Origin of the sequence: Anaerococcus porci (assembly GCF_034090325.1) — a bacterium.
Taxonomy (GTDB): domain Bacteria; phylum Bacillota; class Clostridia; order Tissierellales; family Peptoniphilaceae; genus Anaerococcus; species Anaerococcus porci.
In genome coordinates this window covers 1-13,067 of sequence record NZ_JAXDSU010000001.1, presented here as the reverse complement: position 1 = coordinate 13,067, position 13,067 = coordinate 1, and the positions used below count along the sequence as shown (strand labels likewise).

At 28.2% G+C, this 13,067-nt stretch carries 9 protein-coding genes; 3 read left to right on the top strand and 6 right to left on the bottom strand.

The features are described from left to right. The 3 genes from SOR60_RS00045 to SOR60_RS00035 all read left to right on the top strand — a co-directional run. A partial coding sequence (locus SOR60_RS00045; RefSeq protein ID WP_320594907.1) for an NAD(P)/FAD-dependent oxidoreductase occupies positions 1-1,453 on the top strand: 1,453 nt, incomplete at its 5' end. A 383-nt stretch (positions 1,454-1,836) separates the two neighbouring features. Continuing rightward, on the top strand, positions 1,837-3,525 hold the full coding sequence (locus SOR60_RS00040) for an ABC transporter ATP-binding protein (RefSeq protein WP_320594906.1): 1,689 nt from the start codon (positions 1,837-1,839) through the stop codon (positions 3,523-3,525). After that, the gene (locus SOR60_RS00035) at positions 3,525-5,285 is read left to right on the top strand and encodes an ABC transporter ATP-binding protein (protein WP_154541372.1); all 1,761 of its coding nucleotides are present in this window, start codon (positions 3,525-3,527) and stop codon (positions 5,283-5,285) included. Before SOR60_RS00040 ends, SOR60_RS00035 begins: the two co-directional genes overlap by 1 nt. A gap of 226 nt (positions 5,286-5,511) precedes the next feature. Here the strand turns inward: SOR60_RS00035 and nhaC are convergent, their stop codons facing one another. From nhaC to SOR60_RS00005, 6 genes are all read right to left on the bottom strand, one after another. Then, a complete protein-coding gene (gene nhaC, locus SOR60_RS00030) occupies positions 5,512-7,068 on the bottom strand; it encodes a Na+/H+ antiporter NhaC (RefSeq protein WP_154541370.1) in 1,557 nt (518 codons plus the stop codon). A gap of 170 nt (positions 7,069-7,238) precedes the next feature. Beyond that, entirely contained in the window at positions 7,239-8,420 is a 1,182-nt protein-coding gene (locus SOR60_RS00025; RefSeq protein ID WP_320594905.1) for a M20 metallopeptidase family protein, read from the bottom strand. A 13-nt stretch (positions 8,421-8,433) separates the two neighbouring features. Then, positions 8,434-9,645, bottom strand: coding sequence for a hypothetical protein (locus SOR60_RS00020; protein WP_320594904.1), 1,212 nt, complete (start codon positions 9,643-9,645; stop codon positions 8,434-8,436). A 469-nt stretch (positions 9,646-10,114) separates the two neighbouring features. Further along, positions 10,115-10,594: a hotdog domain-containing protein gene (locus SOR60_RS00015; RefSeq protein ID WP_154541365.1), complete on the bottom strand. Its 480-nt coding sequence runs from the start codon at positions 10,592-10,594 to the stop codon at positions 10,115-10,117. A gap of 61 nt (positions 10,595-10,655) precedes the next feature. After that, positions 10,656-11,891: a carboxylate--amine ligase gene (locus SOR60_RS00010; protein WP_320594903.1), complete on the bottom strand. Its 1,236-nt coding sequence runs from the start codon at positions 11,889-11,891 to the stop codon at positions 10,656-10,658. Between the two features lie 540 nt (positions 11,892-12,431). Then, a complete protein-coding gene (locus tag SOR60_RS00005; protein ID WP_268234523.1) occupies positions 12,432-12,560 on the bottom strand; it encodes an LDCC motif putative metal-binding protein in 129 nt (42 codons plus the stop codon). Positions 12,561-13,067 lie beyond the last annotated feature (507 nt).

The window sequence follows — 13,067 nt, the reverse complement described above, 5'->3', positions numbered from 1 at the left end:
TTCTTATAAAATATATAAAAAATCTATTGATGCTAGACGTGGTATTTTTTATGTGTATCAAGTTTTAATTGATACAGTAATAGATAAAAAAACTATAAAAAGATTAAGAAATGATATTACAGAATTTAGTGAGGAAGAACTTAATATAGAAAATAAAAATAAAGTTAAGAATGCTGTAGTTGTCGGGTCGGGACCTGCAGGCTTGTTTTGTTCCTATACTTTAGCCAAACATGGAGTAAAGGTTCATTTAATTGAAAGAGGAGAAAAAATAGAAGATAGGGTTAAATCAATAGATAAGTTTATAAAAACACAAACTCTTAATCCAGAATCAAATATTCAATTTGGAGAAGGTGGAGCCGGAACTTTTTCTGATGGTAAACTTACATCAAGGTCTAAAGATAAGAGATCTGTTGAAATTTTTAGAATTTTGGTAGAAAATGGAGCACCCGAAGATATCATCTATACACAAATGCCCCATATTGGAACAGATCTTTTAAGGAAAGTTATAATTAATATTAGAAAAAAAATAATAGAGATGGGTGGAGAGTTTCATTTTAATGAAAAATTCGTTGACTTAAATATTCATAATAAAAAAATAAAATCTTTACTTACTGATAAAAATGAATATAAGGCAGATGAATATATACTTGCTCTAGGAAACTCATCAAGAGATACTTTCATAATGCTGGATAAGTATATAGATATAAGTCAAAAAAACTTTGCTGTAGGTTTCAGAATAGAGCACTTACAAGAGGATATAAATCTTAGTCAATATAAAATTAAGGATAAAAGACTTCCTCAAGCATCCTATGCACTAAAATTTTTCGATAAAAAAAATAATATATCTGTCTATACATTTTGTATGTGCCCAGGAGGTTTCGTAGTAGCCGCATCTAGTGAGGAAAATAAACTTTGTGTAAATGGAATGAGCTATCATGATAGAAGTAATTCAAATGCAAATTCTGCCATAGTTTGTACTATAGGAGAAGATATTTTGGGTAATGGTAATCTTTCTGGAATTAAATTTCAAAGAGAAATTGAAGAGAAAGCATATAGGCTTGGTGGAGGAAATTATTCTGCTCCAGTTCAAAGAGTAGATGATTATCTCAATGGAAAAGTTACTAGTAAAATAGGAAAAATCAAACCATCTTATAGTCCAAGTTTCAAGTTTTCTGACCTAAATAAAATCTACCCTAAAAAAATAAATGATTCTATAAAACTTGCCTTAAAAAACTTTTCTAAAAAGATTGATGCCTTTTCCCAAGCTGATGCAATTCTTACTGGGATTGAAACAAGAACTTCATCTCCTATAAGAATAGAAAGAAAAAACGACTACAGAACTTTAAAATATAATAATTTAAGACCAATTGGAGAAGGAGCAGGATATGCTGGTGGGATAATATCATCTGCTCTTGATGGACTTAAGTGTGCTATAGCAATACTTGAGGATTGATTTAAAGGTACTGTTGCAAATAGATTAATAATTGAAAAATAATTACAAGTTCCTCCACGACAATTTGACATCCCAAAGCAGCAGGCTATTCTCAATTTGTAAATAAGTAACTTGTAATTATAGAGCATTAGAAATTCACAATTTTGTAACATTACCTTTTTTAATTGACCAAATACAATTAAATTGATATTATTATAATTAACAAACAATGAAAGGAGAAAAAAATGAATTATTATAATACACACAGATTGAGGTTTGCTACTAAAAAAATGTAAGTAAGGAAAATCTCCTTGACTTACTAATACAAGGAGGATGCCAGTTATTGGCTTTATATGAAAGAGATTAAGTATTTATTTAAGAAAATGGCCCAGTTTGAGCCATCTATGTTTGTTTTAACATTAATTTATGCCATATTTATAGGTCTAAAACCTTTCTTATGGATTATTTCACCTGCCTATATAATAAAAAATTACAAGTCTAATCCAAAGTTTTTAGCAATTTTCTTTATAGGTTTAATTTTTATTTCAACTTTAGTTTCATTTTTTGATTCATTTGTTATGGGTAACTACCGTATGAAAATGAATAATGTTCGCTATAAGTTAATGAACATGGTTACTGAATATTCCCTATACCTGCCTTATGCTTTAAAAAAAGATAAAGAAGAATCTGAAAAAATAAATAACGCTACAAAGGCTGTAGAAAGTCCATTTAATGGTGCTGGTGGCCTTATGATGACCCTTCCTGAGTTCTTAGCTCAAATGATTTCTTTGACAGGTTTTATATGGATATTTCTAAGAATGGATTTTTTAGTTGTAATGACAACTTTAATCTTGACCATTATTACAAGTTTTATCCTAAGTAAGGTTCCAAAAATATATGACTCATATTGGACTTCTAATTCAGCAAATTGGAACAGATTTGCAAAAGTTAATAATGAGATGAGATCTCCCCTATCTAAACAGGATATATTAATTTTTGATATTACAAAATTATTTAGCTCATATTATATGAATACACACTATAATAGGATAGATGATTATGCACGAACCAATAAAAAGGCTACAACAGTTTTTTCTTTAGCTAAATTTATAAACCTTATTAGAGATGCTATTATCATATATTGGCTTTCTACAAGTTTAATTAAGGGAACAATTGATATAGGTGATTTCTATGTATATTTTACAGCAGTATTTGCCTTTATAAATTTTAACACAATGTCTATGTGGATTTTCTCAGATCTTTCTTATAGCTATAGTATCTTTAAACCATTCTTTGAAATAATAAAGGTTGAGAAGGAAAAGGGAGAAGAATTTTACCCAGAAAAATTAGAGATAAGATTTGATAGTGTATATTTTAAGTATCCCGAATCTGATGATTACATACTTAAAAATTTAAATCTTACAATAAAAAACAATGAATCCATAGCTCTTGTAGGAGAAAATGGCGCTGGAAAATCAACTCTTGCTATGCTTTTGGCAGGATTTTATAAACCAAGTAAAGGTAGAATTTTATTTAATGGTAAAAATTTGCAAGATCTTGATATTAACTATAACAAACTAATATCATCAGTTTTTCAAGACTCTAGTCTTTTTCCTTTTTCCATAAGAGAAAATATTTTACTCAAAGATTCAAATAAAAATCTAGATGCAATTTATAAAATGACTCATCTAGATGAAATCATTGATACTTATAAGCAAGGAGAAAATCAAACACTTTTAAGAATACTAGATGACAATGGAGTAGATTTATCTGGTGGTCAAAAGCAAAGATTGTTTCTGGCAAGAGCTATAGCAAAGGAGAAAACAAAAATCTTAATATTAGATGAACCTACAGCCCAACTTGATGCCTTAAATGAAAGAGAATTGTATCAGCTCTACCATACTTTAGTAAAAAATAAATCTTCTATTTTTATATCTCATAGACTAGCTTCTACAAAGTTTTGTGACAGAATAATCTATATGAAAGATGGAGAAATACTTGCAAGTGGAAGTCATGAAGAACTTATGCAAAAAAATGACGAATATAGAGATTTATATAATCTTCAAGCAAAAAATTATAAGGAGGTCTTATAATGAAAAATATTATAAAATTATTTAAAGAAATAGATAAGATATATCCTCATTTTAGCTTAAGGATTATGTTACTGAATATAATTTTGGGTTTAATCCCACTCTTATATATTATCGCACCAAAACTTATTATAGAAGAATTAATGGGAAATAAAAGATTATCCTATATACTCTTTATAGGTGGACTAGTCTTAGTATCTGACTTTTTTAAACAAATTATATCAAGGATATTAACAAATACAGTCTCACTAATTTTTGAAGGTACTATTGATGTATTGCTATTTAAGTTAAGTGAAAAGTCACTTAGACTACCTATAGAAAAGTCCGATTCTAAAAATGTTCAAGACATGATGGAGAAGGCTCACTATGCTATATTTGAGATGTATGAATTTTATGACTTTTTAGTAATAATCTTATCTACTACTATAACTGGTATATTTTCTTTATTTGTTTTGCTAAGCCTAAATCCATTTGTAGCTTTAATAATTGTATTTTTGTATTTTATTAATAAAAATATAGTAGAAAAAATAAAGGCAAATGAATTGAAATATCAAGAAAATAACGCTCCTCAAATAAGAGCATATAGATTTTTTCTAAATTTTTCATCTGATCATAGGTACTTTAAAGATGTAGAAACATACGAAGCACAAGAATTAGTTTTGAAAAAAGCAGGTAAATTCCAAGATGGAATGGTAAGAACATCAACTGAATACTTTAATAAAAATGGTATATATACAGGGATTATGAATATCTTCTCTAACCTTTCTATAGTATCTACTTTAATTTATATGACTTATAAATTAGTATCAGATGCTATTAGTCTTGCTAATTTCACCCTTTATTTCAACTCTCTTGTTCAAATGATAAATGCAGTCAACTTAATATTACAAAAATATGCTAAAATTATATCTTTAAATAGCCAACTTAAAACTTACTTTGATTTTTTAGACTTAGAAGAAGGACTCCTTGATAAGGGAGATGTTAAAGATATAGACTTATCTCAAGTCAAAATAAGCTTTGATGATGTTTCTTTCAAATATCCAAAAAGTGAAAATTATGTTCTAAGACATACATCGTTTGAAATTGATAATGGTGAGACTGTTGCCTTAGTTGGAAAAAATGGAGCAGGTAAGTCTACCATTGTAAAACTTCTATGTAAGTTTTATGAACCCACAGATGGTGCTATATACCTAAATGATATCAATATTAAGGATATAGATACACAAACCTACTATAAGATATTATCCCCTACATTTCAAGATTTTAGGCTATTTCCTTTTAGGATTAGTGAAAATATAAACTCTAAACTCTTAGATAATATTGACAAAAACGAAAGAGCTAAGATGGATAAATCTTTTAAATTAATAAATATTGATAAGTGGATAGATAAACAAGTTGAAGGTTCAGACACCTACCTTACCTACCTTTTTTCAGATAAGTCAGTGGAACCATCTGGAGGTATAGGACAAAAACTTGCTTTATCTAGGTCAATGGTTCATGAAGGAAAATTTTTTATAATGGATGAGCCAACGAGTGCCTTAGATCCAAGAAGCGAAGAGGAAATTTTTAAAAAAATGCTTCAAATATCAAAGGGTCAAACTTCACTTTTTATATCTCATAGGCTATCTTCAACCAAGTATGCTGATAGAATAATAGTATGTGATGATAAAAAAATAGTTGAAAGTGGAAGCCATAAAGATCTTATTAATAACAAGGGTCTTTATGAAAAAATGTTTAAAACTCAAGCTGATTTATATAAATAGAAAAAGCTGTCAAATTTTTAATGGACAATAATAGCAGACTTAGTTTATTACTATCTTTGCTACTATTGTCCGTTTTGCTTATAGTAAAAATAATCCTAGGATATACTCTCTTTTTTAAATTTACTACTCTTTTTAAATATTAAAAAACTGACCTTATTAGTTTGATTTTTAAGTCCAACTTCTATGGTCAGTTCGTTTATAATCTAGTATTCTTTTTATATCTTTTTTAAGATATTTGTGGCACCTTGCCTTCACTTCTTTGTTTATTTAATTGACTTATTGCATATTCTTCTACTTCTTTTGGAGCTTGTGCCTTCTTTTTCATCTTAGTCTTTCCAAATATATTAGTATAAGATCCATCAGCCCAAAATATATTTCTTTTAAAATAAGCTGTTAATAATGCATATATTGGTGATAGAAGATTTACAAAGGCAAATGGGAAAAAGTATATTGGATTAATTCCTAGTGTTTTCATTTGATAAGCTCCACATGCAGTCCAAGGAAACATTACAGCCCATAAGGTACCAGCATCTTCAAGAGTTCTAGACATCATATTCCTTCCTAGTCCTAGCTCGTCATATTTGTCTTCATAAAGTGGTGCAGGTATTCCTATTCCTAAAAATTGATCACACATTGTAGCATCACAAAATATTGATGTTGCCATAGTAGTAAATACAAGACCTGCTACAGAATTTATCTTCTCTTTTAAGTGAGCAAATAATTTTTCAATTATTCCTGCCTTTTCTAAAGCTCCACCAAATGATACTGCTAGTAAAATTAAGTTTATAGTCCACATTTGATTATCCATTCCACCTTTTGAAAGAGCTGCATCAACATATTCATTACCTGTAGCAATATCAGGACCATAGTGGAGTATAGCAAATATTTCTGCTAAAGATCTTTGTTGTTGAAAAATCTGAGCAAATACAAGTCCCACAAAAACTGTAATCATAACCCCTGCAAGTCCTTCTATTCTTAACACACATACTAAAATAATTATAAGAATCGGTAATAAAACTAAAGGATTTAAATTAAAATTATTTTGAAGTGATATCTTTATACCATCAGCTATACTAGGATCATAATTTTCTAAATTAGCGTTAAATCCTAAGAAAGTATAAAGAATAAGGGATATAACGAATACAGGACCTGTTGTTGACACCATTGCACTAACATGATCAAACAAGCCTGTCTTACTTACTCCAGCAGCAAGATTTGTAGTATCTGATAAAGGAGAGAATTTATCTCCGATATAAGCACCTGATATAACCATTCCAGCTGTTATAGCAGGATTTATTCCAAGTCCCCTTCCTATAGTCATAAAGGCTATACCAATAGTTGCTGTAGCTGTCCATGAAGATCCACAACATAAACTTACAATAGCTGTAATAATACAACCTATAGGTAAAAACAATACAGGATTTAAAAGCTCAAGTCCATAATAAATAAGGGCTGGTATAGTTCCTGATATCATAAATGATGAAATCAATAAACCTACTGTAAGTAAAATCAATATAGCATCAAGAGTAGTGTTAATTCTTGCAATCATTCCTGAAAGCATATCTTTAAATGAATTACCACAAAATATGCCCACAAAACAGGCAACTATAATTCCACATATTAGAGGCATATGAGCACCATCATAAATTTGCTTTAAATCTCCATCTACATTCTCTTTAGCAAAAACAAAAACATAAATCATAAGTCCTACCATTGTTATGATAGGTAATAGTGCTTCAAAAAAATTTGGTAATCTTTTTTCATTCGTTTTAATATTTTCCATTTATTTCTCCTTTTATCTTAATAAAGTAATAAATTAATATGATGTTTTTAATTTTAGCTTATTATTTTATCTTTGTCAAATATATTTTTATTTATTTTATTATATTATCTAGATAAATCAATATATCAATTTAAAACTCAACTAAGACTAGCTTAATTGAGTTTTATAAATTAATTATTCTCATTTAAAAATTCGATAGCATATTGAGCATACATTCCTGCTCCATTAGCTAGAACATTTTCATCTACATTAAATCTCTCGTTATGGTGTGGATAATCTGCTCCTATTTCAGGATTTCTACATCCTATAAATCCAAAACAACCTGGTTTATCTTGGAGGTAAAAACAAAAATCTTCTCCACCCGTTGTCTTTTGCATTTTTTGATTTGCTTCTTCTCCTGCCACTTTCTTTAACGCCCTTTCAGCAATCCTTGAAGATATTTCATCATTTATTGTAGGACCTAGGATATAATCATATTTAAGCTCATAATCTGCACCATAAGCATCACAAATTCCTTTTATTACCCTGTTCATATCATTTTCAATATTTTTCCCAATTTCTTTAGAAAAATACCTATTTGTCCCTTCCATTTCTGCTTCGCCTGCAATAATATTGAACCTATTACCGCTATGAAATGAGCCTATTGTTACCGTTACAGAATCAAGAGGCGAATAGTTCCTTGATACAAGTTGTTGAAGGTTTTGTACTACAGCTGAACCAACTAATACAGCATCTACTGTTTCATTAGGTAATGAGCCATGACCTGACTTACCTTTGATTTTGATTTTGAATTTATCAGCAGCTGCCATCCTATCTCCAGCTTCTACTGAAATCTTCCCAGCATCAAGTCCAACCCATATATGTGATCCATAAATAGAATCAATTTCGTCAAACCATGTTCCTTGCCTTATCATGTATTTTGCACCAAGTCCAAGTTCTTCTGCTGGTTGAAATATTAAATATACTCTACCACAAATTTCATCTTTTATTTCACTTAATATTTTTGCAGCACCTAAAAGCATAGAAATATGTGTATCATGACCACAAGCATGCATTTTACCTTCATTTTGAGACTTATAATCTATTTCATTTTTTTCACAAACATTTAATGCGTCTATATCTGCCCTTAAAGCTACTGTCTTACCAGGTTTACCACCTTCTATTAATCCAATAACCCCAGTTCTCGGTTCTTCATTAGGTATTTCATAAGAAATCCCCATTTTTTCAAGTTCATTAGCTATTTTTTTTGTAGTCTCATGCTCTTCAAATGACAACTCTGGATTTTTATGAAAATACCTTCTCATCTCTACTATATAATCTTTGTTTTTATTTATTAATTTTCTTATATCCATTTTATTCTCCTTATTATGCTGATGTAAGCATTGGTCCTAATATGCCTGCAAGTATTACTGAACCTATAGATACAGTTATAAAACCAGCTACTAACATCTTTGGTAACACTTGATTAAGTATAAACTCCTTTTCTTCTTTTGTATTTGACATAGCTTCCGCAACTTCGTTTGAAACAATAAACGTTCCAGGAAATCCAAATAAAGCTGTAGAACCTATAGCAAATGCCATCCAAGGTCCAACTTTTAAAACTTTTGCTATAACTACTGACATTATACCTATTCCTATTGTTCCTATAAATAAACATATTGCTATAGGTATAAGTATATTTATAATATCTTGAGGTTTTGCTCCAGCAAGACCTCCGTAAATTACAGCCATAAGAGCTGCCATAACAAGCCCAGATGCATTAGCTTTATCTAAAGGTTCTCTTTCTAAAAATCCAGTCTCCGCTGTTATAATTCCAAATAGAAGTGCCATAACATTCTTATCTATTCTTAAAAGAGCATCTAATGTAAAAATACCTGTATTTATATTTTTTAATAAATTTGAGAGAAGTGTTGCTATAAAAGCTACAAATACTGTTTTTGCTAAGTAGTAGTTAGTAGATCTATACTTATCATCTAATTTAAATATAGAAGGTTTTTCTGATATTTCTTTTTCCTTTTCTTCTTCTACAAAAACTACACCCTCTGATTTTTTCTTTAAAATTGACTTTGCTTCTTTTCTTAAACAAAATGATGCTAAAGGATATCCAATGAAACCTTGCAATACTACTAGTAAGGTAGCCATTAACTTAAGGTCCATCCTTCCTATTGCTTCAGCTTTTTCGCCCATTTGTAAACCTGCAATTAAACCTCCAGAAATTGGTGGTGCTGCTACAATAGCTGTTTCTTTTCCAACAATCGGTGAAGCTATTATAAGCAAAAGAACAACTATACCTATTATTGCTCCAACTGATATTAGAACAGTCTTCCACTGTGCCTTTAGCTGATTTATATTTAACATTGAGCCCATATGTACAAGAAGTGATGTAATTAAAAATGAACCTAATGAATATAGTAAGGAATCTTGAAATAACGTTTCAGGGACTCCTATCCAAAATCCTACCAAAAATATAACCGAACATACAAATAGCGACGGAACTATACTGATAGTTTTAACAGCCACTATATCTCCTATTGTATATACTATAAGTATAAACAATAATGCATATAAAGCATCCATAACTTATCCTCCAATATGTAAAATTAAATATTATAAAATATTTATTCAAAATTATATCACTCCAAAATTCGCTTGTCAATTATTTTTCTTTATTTATTTATTTTTATGTAATAATATAAATTAGATACTTATTGTATAGGTATATTAAGGTTTAGAATTAATATTAATTAATATAAAGTCATAAATCAAATTCATATTGATAAATGTATAATTATTTGTAAGTGCATAAATATGTTATAAAATAATCAAAATTTTTAATATAAATAATTAATTTAAAAATGGGATGTTGCAGAATGAATTATCGTTCCAAACTCATTACAAGCTCCTTCACGACAATTTGAACTCCTTAATTGGAAGCTTATTCAACTTGTCTATGAAGAACTTATAATAATACAACGTTAGAAATTCATAATTTTTCAACACCCCATAAAAATATAGTCCCAATATTGATTGTTTTAAGTTGAAAATTTTACATATTATCCTTAACTTTTACAGCAATAATCTTAGCTTTTGCTCTTATCTCATCCTTTGCTTTAAGTTCCATACTTACTATTGCCTTTCTATCGCCTAATTCTTCAAGCCTTGATATAACTTCTATTTCTTCATTCATTGGTGTTGGTTTTTTATAATCTATTTCAAGTCTTGCAGTAATGTATCTTTCTATTACTGTATCTTTAGTTAAGCTTAATCCCTTGTTCTTATGGTTAAAAAAAGCTGCTGAGGCAGTTCCATGACAGTCAAAAATCATAGCAATCATTCCACCAAATAAATTTTGTGGAACTCCTCCTGTATATTTTTCATCAGGTTTTATCCTAGTATAGCAAATATTTCCCTCATCTTTAGGATAAGATTTTATATGCAATCCTTTTTCATTTTTACTACCACATCCCCAACAATATTGAAATCGTTCCCCATAAGTATCTTGTATAGCAACTAATTCACCACTCATAATATTTCTCCTTTTGATTTCTATTCTTTATATTATTACCCAAAAAATTAGGGATGACAAACTACTTATCAACCCTAAAATATTCTTTATAATGTTTTATGCTAGCATATTTTTTTCTCAGATAAATAAGCTTTCTTTTAATTGAAAAATCATATTTATTATCTAAAGTAAATTCATAACCATTTTTTAGTAGCTTATTTATTGTTTTTCTATATTTCTTGTCAGTATATTTCTTAAGTAAACTAGGATGAGCATTTAACCAAATTTTATTTGTATCTTTGTGATAGTAAACATCTTCCTCAAATCCTAAATCAAGTAAATCTCTTATGTAGAAATCAAGAACATTTACACCACCTGCTTCCATAAAGTAATGACTTTGTGGTAATCTTAAATTCATTTCGAAAGCTTTATATAAATTATCCCTACTATCATACTTAAGATCAATATTTACAAATCCAGTATAAGAAAGTTCTTCTAATATTTTCTTATAAAATTTATATAATTCATTAGATTCTTTAGTATATATAGCATCATTATTACCAATTCTTAATGGCAAAGGATCTGATATTAAAATTTGACCATAAACCATCACTCTGACCTTTCCATTTTTGTCGCAATACGCATTTAAGGATGCCTGTTGTGAATTATCTCCTGGAATACACTCTTGAACTATCATGTCGTTGTCATAACCATTATCATAGATTATCTTTACTGTCTCTTTTAAATCACTTAAATTATTTATAGTATATACCTTATATTTGTTTGGAAAAGATAATTTGACATAAGATATGGAATTATTAGGCTTTAAAATAAGTGGAAACTTCATATCAAGCTTATCTAAATTATTACTAGCATTGATTATCTTATAATTTGGATATGGTATTCCCATTTTTTCACAAGTTTTATAAAAATCCAACTTATTTTCAAGTTTTTCATTTAAATATGTTGATGGGGTATTAAATTTATAATATTTAATTAGGACATTTTTATTATTTGATAATAACTTAGAATACTCATCTCCACATGCTATAAGAAAAAGACTCTTATCTTTATTCTTTTTTGCATATTCTATTAAAGATTTGACAAATATATCTTCATTAGAAAAATCATTAATTATCTTTCTATCTAAAATCTTAGAATTATTCGTCGCTTCTAAAGGCTCTTGACAAAATAAAGTTGATATCAACCCATAATTATCATTGAGAATACGAGCAATACCATAGGCATTTTCATCTGAACCTAGTATCACAAAACTAACTTTAAACTTTTGTATTATTTCTCTACTTATATTTTTCAAAAATCCTCCCTTTATATTATTTATTTATAAATTTCTTAATCTTATTTAAAGCTTTTTCAAGTATTTTCTTATTAAATTTATATTGTTTTATCCATATTAGATGAGAATAATAGCAAATATTGGTAGCTAATTCTAACTTAATACTTCATATATTTATCATAATATACTTTTATTATATTGATTTTTTATAGCTCTATATTTTTGGTATTAATTAAACACTATCCTGATAATATATATTTGCCTAATCTTTATAAATATCAATGATTTTTCATTACATAAAGTTATCCAAAAACTAAGATAAAAATTTTAATTTTATAAAATTTTCAATAATCAAACAAAACTTATTATATACTATTAAAATTAATATATATAAATAAAAGGAGCTGTTACAAAATTATGAATTTCAATCGTTTCATCATTACAAGTTACTCATAGACATTTGAGAATAGCCTACCACTTGAGGAGGCCAACTTGTCATGAAAGATCTTGTAATGATTTTGAACGATTAATTCATTATGCGACAGTCCCCTTATAATAATACTATTTATTATCTTTTTTATTCATAGAACAACAATCTAGCCTTTCATTTCCAAAAGACTTTTTGTTCTCCTTTGCTAATTTTTTTAAATAATTTTCCCATTTCTTCCTTAAGTTATTAAATAATTTCATTATTCATTACCTCCTTAGTAAAGATAAATAATTACCTTATATTATAATATATACTTGAAGTTTCAATTAATTCAATTAGAAGAAGATATTTATGAAAATACTTAAAATTTACCTGATATATTGTCTCAATTCTTTATAATGCTTAATTAACTTTAAAAGGTATAAATAATTTTTTATTAAAGTGAAATCATGTCTTATCAAATTTCATCTTCTTACCTATACATGCAAAGATTTCAATAATATACTCTCACATCTTTGTTTGATTTTAATAAATTTTATTTACTAATATTATCCAACCTTTATTAAGGTAATTTCGATATTACTGGAATATTAACTACAATCAATATTAACAAATCTCCTTAAATGCTTTGCTGTATAAGACTTATTACAATTTATAAAATCAAGAGGATATCCTTGAAATATTAGCTTTCCTCCTAGTTTTCCACCCTTAGGTCCAAGATCAATAATCCAATCAGCAAGACTTATTACAGATAAGTTATGTTCTAT

Bases quoted from the DNA above. Each gene is read 5' to 3' on its own strand.
- SOR60_RS00040 (WP_320594906.1), top strand. From the start codon at position 1,837: ATGTTTGTTTTAACATTAATTTATGCCATATTTATAGGTCTAAAACCT.
- SOR60_RS00035 (WP_154541372.1), top strand. From the start codon at position 3,525: ATGAAAAATATTATAAAATTATTTAAAGAAATAGATAAGATATATCCT.
- nhaC (WP_154541370.1), bottom strand. From the start codon at position 7,068: ATGGAAAATATTAAAACGAATGAAAAAAGATTACCAAATTTTTTTGAA.
- SOR60_RS00025 (WP_320594905.1), bottom strand. From the start codon at position 8,420: ATGGATATAAGAAAATTAATAAATAAAAACAAAGATTATATAGTAGAG.
- SOR60_RS00020 (WP_320594904.1), bottom strand. From the start codon at position 9,645: ATGGATGCTTTATATGCATTATTGTTTATACTTATAGTATATACAATA.
- SOR60_RS00015 (WP_154541365.1), bottom strand. From the start codon at position 10,594: ATGAGTGGTGAATTAGTTGCTATACAAGATACTTATGGGGAACGATTT.
- SOR60_RS00005 (WP_268234523.1), bottom strand. From the start codon at position 12,560: ATGAAATTATTTAATAACTTAAGGAAGAAATGGGAAAATTATTTAAAA.